General features: G+C 35.6%; 15 protein-coding genes. 10 read left to right on the top strand and 5 right to left on the bottom strand.

What is annotated here, in order from left to right; all coding sequences use genetic code 11:
- Window positions 1-92: 92 nt before the first annotated feature.
- The 9 genes from ACH2CJ_RS14035 (at window position 93) to ACH2CJ_RS13995 (ending at window position 14,776) form a co-directional block, all read left to right on the top strand.
- Window positions 93-1,133 (top strand): DUF3089 domain-containing protein, encoded by a 1,041-nt coding sequence (locus ACH2CJ_RS14035; protein ID WP_394993552.1) that lies wholly within the window; start codon window positions 93-95, stop codon window positions 1,131-1,133.
- A gap of 28 nt (window positions 1,134-1,161) precedes the next feature.
- Complete coding sequence (locus tag ACH2CJ_RS14030; RefSeq protein ID WP_394993559.1) at window positions 1,162-2,229, top strand: mannose-1-phosphate guanylyltransferase; 1,068 nt, start codon at window positions 1,162-1,164, stop codon at window positions 2,227-2,229.
- A 121-nt stretch (window positions 2,230-2,350) separates the two neighbouring features.
- The gene (locus ACH2CJ_RS14025; protein WP_394993551.1) at window positions 2,351-3,046 is read left to right on the top strand and encodes a DsbA family protein; all 696 of its coding nucleotides are present in this window, start codon (window positions 2,351-2,353) and stop codon (window positions 3,044-3,046) included.
- 204 nt (window positions 3,047-3,250) lie between these two features.
- Window positions 3,251-4,090, top strand: coding sequence for a 50S ribosomal protein L11 methyltransferase (gene prmA / locus ACH2CJ_RS14020; protein WP_394993550.1), 840 nt, complete (start codon window positions 3,251-3,253; stop codon window positions 4,088-4,090).
- A gap of 7 nt (window positions 4,091-4,097) precedes the next feature.
- A complete protein-coding gene (locus ACH2CJ_RS14015) occupies window positions 4,098-8,861 on the top strand; it encodes a hypothetical protein (protein ID WP_394993549.1) in 4,764 nt (1,587 codons plus the stop codon).
- A 77-nt stretch (window positions 8,862-8,938) separates the two neighbouring features.
- Window positions 8,939-10,819, top strand: a complete 1,881-nt coding sequence (locus tag ACH2CJ_RS14010; protein ID WP_394993547.1) for a tetratricopeptide repeat protein — start codon at window positions 8,939-8,941, stop codon at window positions 10,817-10,819.
- Window positions 10,820-11,120: 301 nt separating this feature from the next.
- Window positions 11,121-11,546 carry an Hsp20/alpha crystallin family protein gene (locus tag ACH2CJ_RS14005; protein ID WP_394993545.1) on the top strand — a complete coding sequence of 142 codons (426 nt, stop codon included), beginning with the start codon at window positions 11,121-11,123 and terminating at the stop codon, window positions 11,544-11,546.
- Window positions 11,547-11,819: 273 nt separating this feature from the next.
- A complete protein-coding gene (locus tag ACH2CJ_RS14000) occupies window positions 11,820-13,358 on the top strand; it encodes a Do family serine endopeptidase (protein WP_394993544.1) in 1,539 nt (512 codons plus the stop codon).
- Window positions 13,359-13,495: 137 nt separating this feature from the next.
- Window positions 13,496-14,776, top strand: coding sequence for a M16 family metallopeptidase (locus ACH2CJ_RS13995; protein WP_394993543.1), 1,281 nt, complete (start codon window positions 13,496-13,498; stop codon window positions 14,774-14,776).
- 50 nt (window positions 14,777-14,826) lie between these two features.
- On the opposite strand, the gene ACH2CJ_RS13990 is transcribed toward ACH2CJ_RS13995, so the two are convergent.
- The 4 genes from ACH2CJ_RS13990 to ACH2CJ_RS13975 all read right to left on the bottom strand — a co-directional run bounded on the left by ACH2CJ_RS13990 (window position 14,827) and on the right by ACH2CJ_RS13975 (window position 17,673).
- Window positions 14,827-15,828 carry an SMP-30/gluconolactonase/LRE family protein gene (locus ACH2CJ_RS13990; RefSeq protein WP_394993541.1) on the bottom strand — a complete coding sequence of 334 codons (1,002 nt, stop codon included), beginning with the start codon at window positions 15,826-15,828 and terminating at the stop codon, window positions 14,827-14,829.
- A 30-nt stretch (window positions 15,829-15,858) separates the two neighbouring features.
- The gene (locus ACH2CJ_RS13985) at window positions 15,859-16,491 is read right to left on the bottom strand and encodes an acetyltransferase (RefSeq protein WP_394993539.1); all 633 of its coding nucleotides are present in this window, start codon (window positions 16,489-16,491) and stop codon (window positions 15,859-15,861) included.
- A 120-nt stretch (window positions 16,492-16,611) separates the two neighbouring features.
- The gene (locus ACH2CJ_RS13980) at window positions 16,612-16,854 is read right to left on the bottom strand and encodes a MoaD/ThiS family protein (protein WP_394993537.1); all 243 of its coding nucleotides are present in this window, start codon (window positions 16,852-16,854) and stop codon (window positions 16,612-16,614) included.
- A gap of 63 nt (window positions 16,855-16,917) precedes the next feature.
- Complete coding sequence (locus ACH2CJ_RS13975) at window positions 16,918-17,673, bottom strand: sulfite exporter TauE/SafE family protein (RefSeq protein WP_394993536.1); 756 nt, start codon at window positions 17,671-17,673, stop codon at window positions 16,918-16,920.
- Window positions 17,674-17,737: 64 nt separating this feature from the next.
- On the opposite strand from ACH2CJ_RS13975, the gene ACH2CJ_RS13970 reads away from it, so the two are divergent.
- Window positions 17,738-19,228: an ATP-binding cassette domain-containing protein gene (locus ACH2CJ_RS13970; RefSeq protein WP_394993535.1), complete on the top strand. Its 1,491-nt coding sequence runs from the start codon at window positions 17,738-17,740 to the stop codon at window positions 19,226-19,228.
- A 20-nt stretch (window positions 19,229-19,248) separates the two neighbouring features.
- Here the strand turns inward: ACH2CJ_RS13970 and ACH2CJ_RS13965 are convergent, their stop codons facing one another.
- The gene (locus ACH2CJ_RS13965) at window positions 19,249-19,590 is read right to left on the bottom strand and encodes a DUF3471 domain-containing protein (protein WP_394993533.1); all 342 of its coding nucleotides are present in this window, start codon (window positions 19,588-19,590) and stop codon (window positions 19,249-19,251) included.
- Between the last annotated feature and the right edge of the window lie 134 nt (window positions 19,591-19,724).

Here is a 19,724-nt window from a genome sequence, read left to right as displayed (position 1 = left end):
TCAAACTTAGAAAAGAAAATAATAATATGCAAGCATACTATTATTAGTTTGTATCAAAATGTTACAATTTTACCAAAAAATAATCATATACAATGCGAAAGACGATTTTTCTATCAATTTTTTCTTTAGTAGCATTTTTTTCGTTAAATGGGAATGCTCAAAATTCGGTTATTCTTAAAACTCATTTTGACCAATCCAACGTTCCAAAAGTACCTGATTATACGCAGAGTGAAGCTTGGGCAGCATTGCCAACCAAAGAAGATAGGGCAGATAAAACTCCTTTGAAATCGAATATCATAGAAAAACAAAGCGATGCAAAAGCAGATGTTTTTTTTCTACATCCAACAACATTTACTTATGAACCTAAAAATCAATACTTATGGAATGCAAATGTAGAAGATGCAGAATTGAATGAAAAAACCGATAACTCAACGATTTTGAATCAGGCATCAGCGTTTAATGGTTCGTGCAAAATTTATGCTCCTCGCTACCGACAAGCACATTATTATAGTTTTCTTACACCCAATGCTGAGGATAAAAAACAGGCATTAGATTTGGCGTATTCTGATATCAAAGCAGCATTTGAATATTATTTGAAAAATTGGAACCAAGGTCGTCCTATTATAATTGCTTCGCATAGTCAGGGAACAGTGCATGCCAAACGTCTGTTAAAAGAATATTTTGATGGAAAACCACTACAAAAGCAATTGGTAGAAGCCTATTTAATTGGAATTGCTACTCAACCTGATACTTTCGAGAATATAAAACCAAGTCAATCGGCGGAGGAGATAGGTGGTTTTGTTTCTTGGAATACATTTGCCCGAAATTTTACGCCAGAATATTATAAAAATGGACTAAGTACAGCCGTTTGCACTAATCCACTCACATGGAAATGCAATGAAGATTTTGCATCGAAAGAACTAAACAAAGGCGGGGTTGGACTTAAATATACTTTTGTGAAACAAGCTGCCGATGCACAAAGCCATCAAGGAATGTTGTGGATTAATAAACCTTATGTACGAGGCAGGGCTTTTTTGAAGACAAAAGTTTGGCATGTTGCTGATATAAATCTTTTTTGGATGAATATTAGAGAAAACGTAGCTTTACGTTTAGAAAACTATTTGAAACAGTGAGTAATAAACAACATACCTTGTAGTGATGATAAATAACAATTACGTAATAATAATGGCAGGGGGAGTCGGAACAAGGTTTTGGCCCTTTAGTCGTAGTACAAATCCTAAGCAATTTCATGATGTTTTGGGTATCGGGAAAACAATGATTCAACAGACTGTTGAGCGTTTTGAAGGTGTTTGCCCCAAAGAAAATATTTATATTGTTACAAGTAAGGAATATTATGAGATAACGAAACAACAATTGCCATATCTCAGCGATGACCAAATTTTGCTTGAACCTAACCGTCGAAATACAGCACCGTGTATTGGTTATGCTTGCTATAAAATTGCAGCTCAAAACCCCAATGCCAATATTGTGGTTGCTCCTGCTGACCATATTATTTTGAAAGAAGAAGAGTTTCGTGCAAGAATCAATACAGCGTTGCATTTTTCAGCAAAAAATGATGTACTCGTTACACTTGGTATTAAGCCAACACGCCCTGATACTGGTTATGGCTATATTCAGTTTACAGAATCGGAAGGTGATATTAAACGAGTTCAAACTTTTACCGAAAAACCAACTGCCGATTGGGCTGTAAAGTTTGTTGAAAGTGGTGAATTTGTGTGGAATGCAGGCATTTTTATTTGGAATATAAATACTATAAAGAAATGTTTTGAAGCATTTTTGCCCGAAATGGCCGAGGCTTTTGAAGAGATTAAGGGCGATTTTTATACTGACAGAGAAGCCGATGCTTTGAATAGAGCCTATCCGCAATGCAAAAACATTTCGATTGATAATGGTGTAATGGAAAGAGCCGAAAATGTGTATGTGGTGCTTTCTGAAATTGGATGGTCAGATTTAGGTACATGGAAATCATTGTATGAAGTTTCAGAAAAAGACGAAAATCAAAATGTTCTTGATGGCAATATGATGATTTATGACACTAAAAATTGTATCATCAAGACCCCAAAAGATAGATTGGTGGTTGTAAAAGGTTTAGATGGCTATATCGTTGCCGAGTTTGATAATGTTTTGATGATTTGTAAGAAAGAAGACGAGCAAAAAGTTAAAGAATTTGTGGCAACGGCAACTACAAAAGGTAAGGAATTTGTATAGATTTTTCGATAGAAAATAATAATTTTATAGGGGTTCAAAATGTTGAATCCCTATTTTTGTGCCCATATTTTTTGAACCAAATTATAAATTCAAAGGTTTAGTTGTTAAAACAATTATATAGATGAACAACAAACCTTTGCAAATAGATATAGTATCAGATGTAGCTTGTCCGTGGTGCTATATTGGAAAAAAACATTTAGAAAAAGCACTTGAAGCCTTTGATAGTCAGCCTGTTGAGATTACTTGGCATCCTTTCCAACTTGACCCAACGATTCCTGTTGAAGGCATTTCTCGTGATGAATACTTTACCAATAAATTTGGTAGCATTGACCAAATTGAGCAGATTTTTGAAAGAGTAATTGGGGTAGGAGAGAAGGTTGGTATTGACTTCAATTTTGATAAAATGCCAAAAGCAGTTAATACGATTCCGTTGCATAAGTTACTACACATTGCCCGTGAAGACGGTACGCAAATAGCCTTAGAAGAAAAATTATTTAAAGGCTATTTTACCGATGGAATTGACTTTTCTGAAAAAGAGCAATTAATAACTTTTATGATAGACTTTGGCTGGAATCGTGAGAAGACCGAAAGCGTTTTATCAAATGAAGAAATTACTTATCAGGTCACTCAAGAAATAAAACATTTCCAAGGTTTGGGCGTGACTGGCGTGCCATTTTTTATCTTGAACAATAAATATGGTATCAGCGGAGCTCAACCTACGAGTGTATTTTTAGAAACTTTAGAAAAAGTAGCTCAAGAAATGCAACCTACCGATGCAGTTGGTGAGGTTTGTGATGTGAATAGCAAAAATTGCTAAAAATAGATACGGGATGCGGAGATTTGAGATACAAGAAAAAGAAATGTTTTCTTAAATTTTGAGGAATAAACTTGAATGATTTTGGAGTGGAATGGTTGAATAAAATTGGGTTTTCAACAATTCACTTGTTCATAGCCAAGAAATTCCGAACTTTACGATTTATCTTGTATAGCAATTTTCCAAATTGACCAAAACTAATTTTCAGTGGATACTTATATCGAACTTTCCTTACAAATTGACCCAGATTTTGCCGAAATCATGATGGCAGAATTGGCAGAACTTGGCTTTGAATCTTTTGTCGAAACCGATGAAGGCTTAGAGGCTTATATTCAAGAAAATATTTTTAATGATTTAGACATTAAAAGAATGCTAGAAGGCTATGCCGAGCGAACAGCTATTTCATATTCGTTCAAGCAGATTGCAAAACAAAACTGGAACGAAGAATGGGAAAAAAACTTCCAACCGATTTCGATAGGAAATGATATTTATGTTCGTGCTGATTTCCACGAAACCCAGCCTGATTATCTTTACGAAATCATCATTACACCAAAAATGTCGTTCGGCACAGGGCATCATGAAACTACTTCGATGGTGATGGAGCATCAATTAACTATTCCTCATCAAGGCAAAAAAGTGCTAGATGTAGGCACTGGAACAGGCATTTTGGCGGTTTTAGCTTCAAAACTTGGTGCAACGCATATTAGTGCATTTGATATTGACGAATGGTCGGTTGAAAATACAATAGAAAATGTAGCTCTAAATAATGCCAAAAATATTTCGGTTAGATTAGGTACAATCGAAGATGAACCAAAGGAAAAGTACGAGATTATTTTGGCAAATATCAATCGAAATATTTTATTGCAGCAAATTCCTGAGTATGCAACTTTTATGACCGAAGGTGCATCATTAGTCATAAGTGGATTTTATGAAGCAGATATTGCTGATATTCAAGAGGTTGCTGAATCTGTCGGACTAAAAAAAGTTGCTCAACTAAGCAAGAATCAGTGGGCTTCGGTCGTTTTTAAAAGTTATGTAAAGTCATGAAACTATTATGCGGGAGTTAAAAATTATATTTGTTCTGTCAATTATTCTGCTGTCTTTTCCATCAAAAGCACAGCTGATACGACTTTCTGAAAAGCCAGAGACATTTATTACAGACATACAGACTGTAATGGCAGCCGACAATAATGCTGTTGCGATTGCAACAGGAAAGAAGTTTGAGACGTATTGGACAAGTCGTTTTAGTAGCGAACAAAAAGCAGCTCTGATTGCTACCAGCCGAAAAATGGGAACTCGTGGGCATAAAATGGCTCAGTTTTACTATTTTTTCACGATTTTAGACAAAGCCATTGAGCAAGAGAAGTTTTCGGACATACAAATAAGCAACCTTATAGATATTACAAATAAATTTGTTGACGGTTCTGATTTAAAAACTTCGACCAAAATGTTAGAGGTTTTGAAGGATTTTATAGAAAAACGCCGCCTCTATGCGTCTAATTTTAACCGTTTGTACGCTTTTGGCGGAAGTTATGAATTAAAGTTTTTAGATAAAAAATCTGATAGCAACGCTCCAACAACGACTCAGCCAGCTACTACGATCCAAGCACCCGTTGGACTTGAAGAAAAAAAATATTTTGATGATTGGGATACTCCTACAACTGCTGAGGCAGTCATCACCTCGGCTCAATCTCTTTTTGAACCAGACAAAAAAGTAATGCCAATCATTGGTGGACTTTCGGTTCAGTTAGACAATGTTGATTTAATAATGGCAACATCGAGTGACTCGGTTTGGATTAAAAAAACAACAGGAACGGTTTCACTAAAAGATGGAATTTATGTAGGCAAAGGAGGCGTTTTTACCTTTGAAAGTGCAAAACTACCCCAAATTTCGGTTGTTTTGACAGATTTTGCTTTTGAAATCCGAAACCCGAAATTTCTTGCCGAAGATGTTACTCTTACTTATACCGATCGACTAACAGCTCCAATCAAAGGTGTTTTTGAGTATAAAAGTGAAAAACGTAATAAGGGTGTACCACCTACTTATCCACGTTTTATGTCTTATCAAAGCGATGCTTTTATAAAAAACATTGACCGAAGTGTTGAGTATCGAGGGGGATTTTCGATGTCGGGAAGTCGAATATTTTCTTCCTCAGTTCAAAATCGTTATTCAAATATTTCGGTTAAAAAAGATGGAAAGGTCGCCTTCAAAGCCAGTAGCACTCGCTTTGAGTTGAGTGATTCACTCATTACTTCTCAACTGGCAAACTTTGTTACTTTTATAGACAAAGACTCAATTTATCATCCTGCCGTAAAATTCAATTATAACCAAAAAAACTATGTACTCCGTCTCAATAAGATAGATGCTGGAGGGTTTAAGGAAACAACTTTTTCGGATACTTATCACCAAATGAATATCAAATGCGATGCTATGCGATGGAACTTGAATGATGGGAAAATGGATTTTTATATCGTTTCTGCTAAAACTCAAGTGCCTGCTGTTTTCGAGTCTTTCGATTTTTATGATGCTCAGCGGCTCACAGGACTTAATAGCAGTGCAGGATTTAATCCTTTATTGATGGTCGGAAATTTTACTCAAAAAAATAATAAATTGAGTTTTACACTCAACGAAATTGCTTCTTACAATAAAGTTCCTGCTCAGAATATTCGTGGAGGTTTGATGGTGGCCGTGCAGCAGGGTTTTGTAGATTATGACCCTTCTGCCGATATTTTTAAAATAACAAGTAAGGGCAAACATTACCTTTCGGCTTTTGCAGGAAAAACAGATTTTGACGACTTCTTGATTCCATCTATTTACGGAAATAGCAAAGATTCTACGTCTAATGCAACACTAAATTTAAATGATAAAGTATTGACTATCAGAGGAATACGAAGATTTAATGTGAGTGACTCTCTTAGAATTTATGTACTTCCTTATGACCGAACTATCAAGGTTATAAAAAATCGTACTTTTAGTTTTAGCGGACAGTTTAAAGCAAGAAATTATCGTTTTTCGGGAAAAGATTTAGTATTTGATTACGAAAAATTTTCGCTTTCCCTCAACAAAATCGACTCAGTAACCTTCACTCCACAAACCGTTTATGCCAAGGGTGGACGGCAAGAAATAGGTGGGCATATTAAATTTCTAAAATCAGGTACACTTTTCCTCAATCGTGCTGATAATAAATCGGGTAAAACCTATTTGCCGCAATATCCAAGACTTAAAATTGATGAAGGAGTAATTGTTTATTTTGATGAACCTGCTCGTGGTTTACGAAAGTATAGTCGAGATGTGCGTTTCGATGTGCCAAAGATTGATTTCGATAGTTTGGCGGTTAAAGATATTGAGTTTGATGGGACTTTCTATTCAGGAAATATTTTCAAACCTTTTAAAGAAGTGCTGAGAATTATGCCCGATACAACCTTGGGGTTCTTGCATAAAGTGCCAAACGGGAAATACAATGTTTTTGGTAACGAAACCTCAGTTACTTTTTCATCGGAATTGGCAATGGATGGCAATGGACTACATTCAGAAGGGAATATCAATCACTTAGCAGCAAATATGACCGCCAAAGAGATTTTGTTCATGGCAGATTCACTGACCGCTTCAGGACAATTAGGCAAAATCAATGAGAGCGTATTAAAAGGCTCATATTTTCCACAAGTTGCTATCAACGATTATACCTTGAAATGGATGCCCAAAGCCGATAGTATGATTGTTTCCTCGAAGGCGGGTTTTAATTTTTATACAGGAACTTCGTCATTAAAGGGTAAACTGGTTGTGCGTACGGGTGGTTTATTTGGTATCGGAAAATTGATTCGTACCGACTCCGAAACCGCTTCCGAACAATTCAAATTCAACAAAGAAGGTTTCATAGCTGACAGGTCACAATTTAATATAAAATCTACTCAAACGACTGCAAAATCGGTGCTTTTGGGTAAAAATGTGAACGTAAATTTCAATGTAAACAATAGTATTGTCAATATTGCAACCAATCAAGGTAATTTTAACGACAGTACAGGCTCGACACTCGAATTTCCTTATGCCGCCTATAAAACAAATATTGATAGAGCCGAATGGAATATTAAAAACAAAAAAATTAGCATGAAAGGAGATGTAGAAACTTCGGTATTTACTTCTACAAATGTTTCTCAAGAAGGGCTTGCTTTCAACGGAAATTCGGCAATATATGACATTGAACAAATGACTTTCAATATTGGTGGCGTACCATTCATTAAATCGGCAGATGCCAAAATTTTACCAGATAAAGGGTTGGTTTCTATTCGCCGAGATGCCGATATGTTGCCTTTCAAAAATGCTCGTTTGACAATCGACACGCTCAACGGTTATCATAATTTGATTAATGGCAATATCCAAATTGTATCAAAAAATAAATTTACAGGGGATGCTACCTATCAATTTGTGAATGTTAAGAAAGATACGTTCAATATAAAAATGGGTAACTTCGAGCTACGTGACATTGCAGATGTTGAGGCAAAAAGAAGTAAAAACAAAAACCTTTCAACGGTTGCACGGGCAACGGTGATTGAGCGTGATAGTATGTTTTTATCGCCAAAAATGCTCTATAAAGGCGAAATAACAATGCTTGCTCCTATAAAAAACCTTTCGTTGGACGGTTTCATTATTCCTGAATTGAAAAAATACCCCAAACTTGGTGGCTATTGGATTACCTATAAAGGAAATAAATCGGAGGAGATTAGAATTGCAGTTGATAAAAATCTTAAAAGTGGCAATTCTCCTATTTTTGCGGGACTTCATTTTCGAACAACTACTTCGTCGAATGGACTATATCCAACATTTTTGTCGGCAAAAGAAACCCCCGAAGACCAAAATGTATTTTTGGCAAGTGGCATTTGCCGCCGAGATGAGCCAAATAAATTGTTTAGCATTATTCCAGAAGAAGGGCTAACGCTGGCAAGTAATAAATATGAAATATTAGACGAAAAAGGCATTATTAATCTGGAAGGTCGCTTTGATTTATTAAATGAAAAATTAACTCAATACGTGCAAACATCGGGCTTTGCCAAAATTAGGTTAGATACTGCCTATCATGAGTTTAATACCATGATGCTCATGAACTTCCCTATGGCACAACCTTTATTAACAAACATGGCTGAGAAAATCGTAAAAACTAACCTCGATTTGGGTGTAAATGAAGCTGCCATAGAATTAAATTCGCCTGAACTTGTATCAAAAATCGCACATTTTGTAGGTGATAAAGACATCGAAGAATACAAAGGTAAATCGGCTCGTGAGTATGTGCCGTTATTTAAGTTTTCGCCAAAATTTGTCAATACAATTGTATTTAGCGATTTGAAATTATTATGGTCGCCCAAGTATAATAGTTATCGAAGCGTAGGAAAATTGGGCATTTCAAACATTGGTGCGACCGATATTAACGCCAAAGTAAATGGCTATGTAGAAATTCGCAAAAACCCTATTACAGGCGATGAAATGTATGTTTTCTTAGAGCTTTCTGGCGAAAACTGGTACTACATGGGTTACAAAGAGGGACAAATGGGTTTGATTTCATCAGACGATAATTTCAATGCTTTGATTACGGCAAAGGCCGATAAGAAAAAAGTAAAAGACTATCAAGTTATTCCTGTTGACTTTGCTGAAGCTTTGGTTTACCGCAAAAACTTCTTGGAAGTTTATCGTGGAATAAAAGAAAAACCTAAAGCACCAGGTCAAAAACCAGCCGATGCCAAAAAATTAGCAGAAGTACCGAAAGACGCAACTCAGAAAAAAGACGAAAAAAAGAAAAAAGCTGAAGATGAAAAAGATGGATTTTGAGTAGTGAATTAAGGTGCAATTTTTCAATTGGCAAAGAAATTGCTATATTCGCAATGAGAACCCAACCTCATTGAATCATGGCAAAAAACAAGCAAAAATTTAATCAAAAAACTACTTTTCAAGCACCAAAAGCGGCTACTATTGCAGAATCAAGCAATAATGGCTTTTCTTTCAGTCCAACGGTTGCCTATATTATTTTGGCAATTTGTGTGATAGCTACATTTGCAGGAGGCTTTTCCAATGGGTTTGTCAATTGGGACGACCAAATGTATGCTACCGAAAACATAATGATTCAAAATCCTACATTTGCCAACCTTATTAGGCTTTTAGGCGTAGAATGTGCCTTGAACTATCACCCACTTACAGTTGCTTCACTTTGGCTTAATTCTGCTCTTTTTGGCAAAGGTGCTATGTCTTTTATTGTTGTTAATGCACTTATTCATTTATTCAATACTATTCTTGTCTTTCGTTTTTCGCAACAACTCACTAAAAACAATGTTTTAGTGAGCTTTTTAGTTGCTCTTTTTTGGGGAATTCACCCAATGCACGTAGAATCGGTTACTTGGGTTTCGGAGCGAAAAGACGTACTTTATTCAATGTTTTTCTTCTTAGCTTGTATTCAATATGTGAAGTATTTAGAAAAAAATGAACGTAAAATGCTTGTTCTTTGCTTCGTTTTCTTTGTTTTATCTTGTTTATCTAAAGCAATGGCAGTTGTGTTGCCGCTCATACTTTTACTAATTGATTATTGGTTCGATAAAGGTTTTTTGACTGTAAAAAATATCACCGCAAAAATTCCATTTTTCATTGTAGCTATATTATTTGGGGCTTTGGCTGTTCATGTTCAAGGCGGTGGAAATTTGGGCGGAAGACTCGAAAAAATGACTTTAGATGTGGCTCTGAGCAATGCCTTGAGCCTTGGCGATAGAATAAAATTTGGCTTTTATGGCTTTTTGGTTTACATTTTCAAATTATTTATTCCTATAAATCAACACAATTTTTATGCTTACCCAAATTTCGACCAATATGGTGCGATTCAATACACAACCGCTCCGATTTGGTCTATTCTTATTTTGGGTGGAGCAGTTTTTTTCTATCGTCGCAAGAAAGAAGTCTTTTTTGGTATCATGTTTTTCTTTTTTACTATTGTTTTGGTACTACAATTTCTTTCGGTCGGTGGAGCAATTTTGGCAGAACGCTATACTTATATTCCTTATTTTGGTATTCTTTTTATGGTTTTTTATTGGTTGAATCAGAAAATTCAATCTAAAAATATACTTTTATTTGGGAGTGGAATTGTAGCAGCATTTTTCATGTATCTTGCTTATAAACAGACACTTACATATAAAGATACGGGAACGCTTTTTGAAAATTCTTATAAGTTTGAACCAGAATCTCCCGTGGTCAATGAAAACTTAGCCAATCATTTTGGACGCTCAGGAAAAATAGACCAAGTAGTTCGTTATGGTGAATACGCTGTTTCAAAAGGAGTGCAATCTTATGCTTTGATGGGAGCTTTGGCAAATGCCTACTATTTGAAAGGACAAACACAAAAGGCTTTAGATTTGTATCAAAAAAGCATTGATAATTCGCCAAATCATCGAAAATTTGTAGCTTATTATAACCGTGGAATTGCCAACCGTGATGCAGGCAATTTTCAACAATCTGCTGATGATTTTACTAAAGCAATGGAACTCGGACAAAATAAAGTTGCCTATTTACCCCTGAGGGCTTTTTCTAACCTAAAAGCAAATAAATTTACCGAGGCATATAATGATTATACTCGCATGATTGACCTCGGCATTGCGGTCGATACTGCCTACAACGACCGTGCGGTAGCTCGATATAGTTTAGGCGATAAAGATGGGGCAATTAAAGATTTAAAAGAAGTAATGAAGCGAAATCCGAATTACATTGATGCCAGAAATAATTTAATAAAATTGGGTATTCAGCCATAATTTTGTGCGACGGGTTTCCTAATTCGTCTGTGAAAATATATTTTTAGTCAACTAAACGTGCCACATCTTTGAGATGCGGCACGTTTTTTTGTTACTTTCAAGAGTTTTGTAATTTTTAGTCTGACGAGGAGTCAGACTAAAAATTAGAAAACAGACAATTTGTCATATTAATTTCTTTAAAATCAATGAATTCAAGACAAAAAGTCATAGAAAATTGATTGGTATGCAAATTGTTCAATTGTTTTGCGTCGCCACAACCAAGTGGCAAATCAAGAAACAAACATTAAAAACAATAAAAACCATGGCAACATTAGTAAGAAATTTCGCTCCATCATTTCCGTCATTATTGGCAAACATTTTCAATGAGTTTGAGCAAGTAGCACCAACTCACCAACAATCATTTCCTGCAGTAAATGTCTTAGAAAATCAAGATTATTTCAAGATTGAACTGGCTGCACCCGGGTTGAAAAAAGAAGATTTCAAAGTAAATATTCACGAAAACACTTTGACGATTTCGACCGAAAACAAAATAGAAACAGCAGAAACTGTAGGTAAATATACACGTAAAGAATTTAATTATACTTCGTTCAAACGCTCATTTACCTTACCAAAATCGATTGATGGCGAGAAAATTGTGGCAACTTATAATGACGGAGTTTTAGGCTTAGAATTACCGAAAAAAGAAGAAGCTAAACCAAAAGAACCTCGTTTGATTGAAATTGCATAAGCAATGAATTGAGCTTAAAAAAGGCAAGATACAAGTTGATATTTGGGTCTTGCCTTTTTTATGTAAAGAAGCAGATGGAATTTCCGTTAAAATTTGTTAATTTTTATAAAATACTTGAATTTTCATTCACACTTTTACGTTAAATTTGAATCAAACAAATATTTATTTTTTTCGTTATAACATTAACTATATTTGACAAAAACTTTTACTAATAATTGAATAAGAAAACAGTTAGGTAAATAAATATAATATTTAAAATCAACGGTCAATAAAATGAATAACACAGTAAAAACCATCGGAATTGCTGTTTTTAGTAGCATCGCCACCATTGCTGGCTATCGAATTCTCGGACTTGAAGGAAAAGACGTGATTTTTAATGAAGCATCAACTCCTTCTATCAATCGTTTGGCAAACTATGAAGGGCCAGTCGGTGTACCAGGCGATTTTACTTATGCCGCAGAACTTTCTACGCCCGCAGTAGTACATATTAAAGCAAAATCTTCAAGAACAGTTTCGCAGCAACGTTCAATTTTTGACGATTTTTTTGGTGGAGAAAGCCCTTTCGCAAATCCTCGTGGTCAAAATCAACCACAAGAATCTTCGGGTTCGGGCGTAATAATTACCGCCGATGGCTATATTGCTACCAATAACCACGTTGTGGAAGGTGCCGACGAATTGGAGGTTGTAACCTCAGATCATAAATCATATAAAGCAAAGGTTGTAGGTACTGACCCATCAACAGACATTGCAGTGATTAAGATTGAAGGAGGCGTAAAACTTCAAGTAATGAGTTTTGCCAATTCTGACAACGTAAAAGTTGGCGAATGGGTATTGGCAGTAGGAAACCCTTTTAACCTTGAATCAACCGTTACAGCAGGAATTGTGAGTGCAAAAGGACGAAATATTGGCATTCTTGCCGAAAAACAACAAATGTATCGCCGCTATGGCGATGATGGCCGCCAAGCAAAAACAAGCGATGCCATTGAGTCATTTATACAAACAGATGCAGCCGTAAATCCAGGAAATAGTGGTGGAGCTTTGGTAAACCTTAAAGGAGAGTTAATAGGAATCAACACTGCTATTGCCAGTCCAAATGGGGCTTATGCAGGATATGCTTTTGCTGTTCCATCAGAAATTGTAAAGAAAGTAACGGCTGACATCGTTAAGTATGGCAATGTGCAACGTGGCTATTTAGGCATCAATTTAATTGAACTTGATAGCAAGAGAGCGAACGAATACAATACCAAAGTTTCGGAAGGGATTTATGTAGGCGATGTTCTCGAAAATGGTGCCGCAAGAGCAGCAGGCATCAAAAAAGGTGATGTTATTGTAAAAATTGATGGAATGGATACTAAAAGTGGACCAAAATTGCAAGAAATGATAGGTCGTAAGCGTCCAGGTGAATCAACGAAAATAACCGTCAATCGTGATGGTTCAACGAAAGAGTTTGACGTAACACTGCGTAACCGTGATGGTGGCAATGATATTGTTAAGAATAATGTTGTACCTGAAAATAACACATTTAATAAATTAGGCATAGAATTAACCGAACTTTCATCGGCTGATAAACAAAAAATGGGGCTTCCTAATGGTGTGTTAGTCAAGAAAATTTTTGAGGGTGACGTGGCAGATTATACCCAAATGCGAGAAGGTTTTGTAATTTTGAAAGTGGGTGAACGTAAAATAAATTCGGTAAGCGATTTTAAAGCAGCTATCAAAGAAGTAAAAGAAAGTGGTGATGATGGCGTAATGATTTGCGGAACTTACCAAAGCATATCACGCACATCTTGCTATGGATTAACTTTAGAATAGTTCTGAGTGCTGAATTTTGTCGCTTCATTCAAGTAAGATTCAAAAAAAATATAAACGCACTTATGAAGATAAGCTTTTATCTTTGTAAGTGCATTTTTAGTTGTAGAAAAAAATGCCTTAACTCATAATTCAGATTGATGTTTTTAGACCGAACTATTGCCCCCCCTTCAAAGAAGATAGAACACGTAAATATTCCAAAAGCTGAAATAATACTTCTTGATAATCAAATTGCAGTTTATTCTATTCAAGCGGGCGAACAGCCCGTTAGTCGTTTAGAATTAATTTTCGATGCAGGAAGTCGTTTTGAAGCAAACACTGGCGAGTCTTTATTTACCTCAAAAATGCTTGCGGAAGGTACAAAATATCGTTCTGGAACAGAAATTAGTCAATATTTTGACCAATTTGGGGCTTTTCTTGAAATCAATCAATCGACTGAAAGATTAATAATAACAGTACATGGCATGACAAAACATTTGCCAAAACTACTGTCGCAGCTTCAAGAGATGATTTCAGAATCGGTGATTCCTGAAAAAGAATTATTGATGCAAAAAAACATAGCCTCCCAAACGCTAAAAGTCAATTTAGAGAAAACTGCTTATGTGGCAGGACAGGTTTTTAGAGAGCAAATATATGGGGCTACACATCCTTATGGCAAATCGTTGAACCAATCTTTGATAGAAAACATCGATCGTAAATCGCTCAGGGGTTTTTATGAAAAACAGATTCAAGGTAAGCAATTTAAGATTTTTCTTGCGGGAAAGTTCGGAGAAAATGAAATTCAGGCGTTGAATCAATCTTTTGGCCAAATGGCTTTAAAAAATATAGAAAACGAAGGAAGTTCGACTGATTTTACAACTTTGAAGGCTGAAAATATATTAGTTGAAAAACCAGAAAACTTGCAATCCTCTATTCGCTTGGGACGAAAATTGTTTAATCGTTCACACCCAGATTTTTTAAAATTTCTGGTAACTAATACTATTTTTGGTGGCTATTTTGGAAGTCGATTAATGAAAAATATCCGTGAAGATAAAGGTTTTACTTATGGTATTTCGTCATCGATAGTACCACAAAAAGAGGGAGGATATTTAGTGATGGGAACTGACGTAAAAAAAGAATTTACTCAACAAACCCTCAATGAAATCTTCAAAGAAATAAATATTTTACAAAACGAACTAGTTGATGAAAATGAATTAGAAACAGCTAAAAATTACATGATTGGCTCATTTGTAGGTTCGTTAAATACACCTTTTGACGTAGCCGACCGCCAAAAAATTATTCTTTTAGATAACCTACCAGCCGATTATTACCAAAACTATATCAAAAACATAAGAGCTGTTTCGGCAAGCGAAGTAATGGAAATTGCAAATAAATATTACAATCCCGAAGATATGTGCGAAGTGGTTGTGGGAGGGAAATAATTCTATAAAAACTCAGGCAAAGCTATTTTTTGCAGCTTTGCCTGAACAAATCAAAAGCCAATTCCCACAGTTTTGGTTTGAAGTCTAAGTAAATACATATCGGCTGTAATATAGAGCGTTGAGCCATCATTACCAAATGCACAATTGGCAGTTGCTTCGCCTGTTTCTATTCTACCCAAAAGTTTTCCTGCTGGAGAAACTACTAATATTCCGCCCGGTCCAGTTGTAAAAATATTGCCTTTTTTGTCAATTTTCAAACCATCAGGTAAGCCTTTTGAGCCGTCTTTTACCATTGGTGTAGCATCAAAAAAGATTTTTCCTTTGCCAACTTTTCCATCTGCCAAAACTGGGTATGACATCAAATAAGCTCGTTCAGGGTCAGATTGTGCTACATAAAGAGTTTTTTCATCGGGTGAAAACGCTAATCCATTGGGGCGAGTTAAGTCTTTTATGATAAGCGAAACTGTACTGTTTTTACCAATGCGGTAAACGCCAAAAAGCTCGGTTTCACGGCTTGGGTCTTTTTCTTTTTTTGGTAATCCATAAGGTGGGTCAGTAAAATAATAATCACCGTTTGACTTCTGCACAATATCATTAGGGCTGTTGAATCTTTTACCCATGTAATTGTCAGCCAGTGTTCGTTTTCCTCCAATATCAAGTGGCATTGCCGAAATACGTCGATCGCCATGTTCGCACGAAACTAATTGCCCTAAATTATTTATAATCAATCCATTACTACCAGGCTCATTGCCATAAGGCATAATTCCGGTATAACCCGAAGGCTTCAAAAATTCAGTAATTTTTTCACCTTCTTTCCATTTATAAACCGTATTGGCAGGAACATCTGAAAACAATAAATATCCTCCATTTTTTATCCAAACAGGTCCTTCAGACCAAACAAAACCTTCTCCCAATATTTCAATTTTGGTATTTTTCTCTATAAGATTATCAAAAGAAGGGTCAAGTCGAATTATCTGACCTATGGTTTTGTTTTGTGCAGAAGAAACGTGGTTCATAAACATAAATGTTGTCAATAAAAGTAAATTTTTCATAGAGATAGGTTGATTGGTAAAGGCAATAAGTTATATTTTCTTCGCTGGATTTCCAAAAACTGTGCTTCCGCCAGGAACATTTTCAACAACCACAGACCCAGCACCTACACGAGCATTTTTGCCAATTTTTATGCCAGAAATTATTACAGCACCTGAGCCAATAAATGCTCCTTCTTCTATTTCAGCCTCACTATTAATGATTGCTCCCGCTCCGATTTGCACATAATCTCCGATTTTTGTATTAATATCAATTATTACCGAAGCATGCATAATACAATGATTTCCAACTGTAGCATAGGGGTTTATTACTGTGCGAGCAGCAATCAAATTCCCATGCCCAATTACTGCATTTTCCGAAACTACCGCAGTGTTATGCACAGCATTTACAGGCATTACTTTTCGGCGATTAATGAGCATTTCGACCACTTTTTTACGCTCTTTGTTGTTTTCTAAAGCCACAAATGCCTCTGTTTTTTGACCAATTATATTCAAAAAACTATTATCGTCAGTATCGCCCAAAACTACTACTTCGCTAATTTCCTTGCCGTGCAATGCTTTATTATCATCTAAAAAGCCAAAAACTAAAACATTATTTCTGTTAAAAATATCTAAAACTATTTTGCCGAGGTTTCCAGCACCAAAAATTAAAATTGGGTTTTCCATGAACAGTATGCTAAAGCATAATTAAGAATTAAAGATGTAGAATGGTTCGCCGTAGCGATTAAGAATGAGTTTTTCAACTCAAAGTTTACACAAAATTACAAAAAAATATTGTCTATTAAATCATCCACCACTCACAGGTGGAATTAGAACAATTTCGTCATTTTCTTTTAAGGTCATTTCATCATTAGCGTATTCAGAATTTAACGCAATTCGTAAAGACATAAGTGCCTGAAAATCAGGGAATTGTAAAGAAAGTTTTTGTTTCAAATCGGCAACTGTTGCACCGCTTTCGAGCGAAGTGGCATATTCAAATTGTCCAATAATATCACGGGTAATGCCGAAGCACAAAATACGTAAATTCATAAAAATAGTCGATGGTCAATAGACGGTAGTGGGCGGCGTTCCGTTCCACAGTTTTTTAACTTTCTAAGTAAAAATCAATTTCAAACAAGCAATAATTAGTCCGCCTGCAAGAGTATAACGCAAAGTTGGAACATTAAATTTCTTGCTACCAAAATATGAGCCACAAAGTCCAGCCGCAAAAGCTACTACCAACCAAGTATAAATCTGAGTATTCGGTTGAAAACCTTTAGAAACTAATCCTGCAAAACCTGCCATCGAATTCACAAAAATAAATAAAGCCGAAATCGCTGCTGTTTGTTTGAGATTCGCCCAATTCAATAAAATCAAAATGGGGCTCAAAATAATTCCTCCGCCGATACCCAACATTCCTGATAAAAGACCGATAACTCCACCTATGAGCAAACTTCCTATAAATGAGGCTTCTCTTTGAGCATTGTCGTTTTGAGGTTTCACCAGCATTCTGAAAATTGCCAAAACTAAGCAAATCGCCAACATTTTCTTATATAAACTATCAGAAATGACCATTGTTCCACCCAAAAATGCCATCGGAACACTTGCTAAAGCCAATGGATAAAACAATTTCCAACGGAAATGCCCAGCTCGATAAAATTGAATAAATGAAGTAATAGATACAAAAATATTTAATATCAAGGCAGAAGATTTCATCAAAGATGGCTGAAAACTAAAAAGTGCCATCAATGCCAAATATCCACTCGCCCCACCGTGTCCAACTGAAGCATAGAGAAAGGCAACGATGCCGAGAAGGGTGAGAAAAACTAAATCTTGCATAAAAAAATGATTAATTTTGAAGCGAAGCATAAAGGTAAGAAATATAATTCTTTTAAAAATCAAGAAAATTAGATAAATCATAGCAATCAATTCAATGATAATATTCAATCAAGTAAGTATTCAGAAAGGCGACCAAATAGTATTAGAGAACATAAACTGGCAAGCAAAAGAACGAGAAAATTGGGCAATTGTCGGTGGAAATGGTGCGGGCAAAAGCACTTTTTTAGATGCTATTGCGGGAAAAACATTTCCGATACACGGCACAATTACCAAACCCAATTATGATGAAATCGCTTTTGTGGCGAAAGATTATAGTTTCAATCGCATCGTGCAGGCAGCTACACAATATTACCAACAAAGATTCAACTCAATGGATGCTGAGATTGCTCCAACAGTACGAGAAATTTTGCAAAATCAAATAAAACCTATTGGCACAGTTGATGAAAATTCGGTCAGCCTTCCACCACCCGAATTTTCAAATCATGAACTTGAAGAAAAAGCTAACTTGCTAAAAATTAGTCATTTATTAGACCGACACATTGTTACGCTTTCTAATGGCGAAACTCGCCGAACACTCATAACGCTATCATTGCTACGAAAACCCAAGCTACTTTTGCTCGATAATCCATTTGTTGGGTTGGATGTTGAAAGCAGAATAATGTTGCACGAAGTCTTAAATCAAATAGCCAAGTCGGGCGTGCAAATTATTTTAATAACTTCGCCCAATGAAATTTCATCTTGTATTACACATGTTTTAGAATTGACTGACGGTAAAATTAGTAGGTTATCCACACAAGTGGCTGATTTTCAACAAGTTGTCCACAAATCAAGAACAAGTCTTCATTCCGAAATTTTAGATAAAATAAAGCAATTACAAACTAAAAGTGATTTCGTTTATGCCTTAAATATGCGAAATGTAACGGTGAGTTATAAAGGTGTAAATGTAGTTGATAATGTGAGTTGGCAAGTAAAACGAGGCGAAAAATGGGCATTAATGGGGCCTAACGGTTCGGGGAAAAGTACAATTTTGAGCTTAATCACTGCCGATAACCCGCAAGGCTACCAAAACGATTATGATCTTTTTGACCGTAAACGTGGTTCGGGCGAAAGTATTTGGGACATTAAGCAACGCATCGGCTATGTTTCTCCCGAATTGCATTTATATTTCAACCGAAATACAGAGGTGTGGAAAGCAACAGCCTCAGGGCTTTTTGATTCGGCTGGACTGTTTAAAAAATTAACTGATGAAGAAAGAGAACTGACGAAAAACTATCTTAAATTGTTGAATATCAATCATTTATCAGAAAGAAAAATTTATCAGCTTTCGACAGGCGAACAGCGGCAAGTTTTTTTGGCAAGAGCTTTAATTAAAAATCCTCCGCTACTTTTATTGGATGAACCTTGTCAGGGTTTAGATTATAATCACCTTGTTTATTTTCGAGATTTGGTCAATGAATTGGTACAAGAATTAGATAAAACCCTAATTTATGTAACCCATTATGAAGATGAAATTCCTCCTTGTGTAGATAAAAGACTGAAATTACAACACGGAAAAGTGATAAGTTTGGAGAATGGTTTGAAATAAGTCATTCTCCAAAAACAATGCTATTGCTTATCCGCAAGAATTTCAGAGCCTTCAATCAGCATTTTCAACCCAATTACTTTTTTATCAGTATTGCGAGTAAAAGTAATAATAGAACCATATGAACTGGTTGATTGAAATTTATCAGTTCCTGCCTGTATTACCAATTTATTAGCACCATAACTATCTGCTTCGCCCGAAATTGAACCGTCGGCAAAAGTAATATTGTAGGACTGAAATGGGCTATCACCTTTCATTTTATAAGTGCCAACATATTGTTTTAGTGAGTCGGATGAGGCAGTTTGTGCGAAAGTAATATTTGCACAAAAGCAAGAAATGAAGAGCAATACGATAAGTTTTTTCATTGTTTTATAAGTTTGGTTGATTTTTGAACAAATAAAAAGAATAATTTTGATAAATTTCTTATTAAGTGATTCTAATCATTCGCTCCAGCAATCAATCATTTCTTAAACTTGTTGTTAATCACAGAATTTAAAAA

Origin of the sequence: Emticicia sp. (assembly GCF_043780375.1) — a bacterium.
Classification (GTDB): Bacteria; Bacteroidota; Bacteroidia; order Cytophagales; family Spirosomataceae; genus Emticicia.
This window is presented reverse-complemented; position numbering and strand designations above follow the sequence as displayed.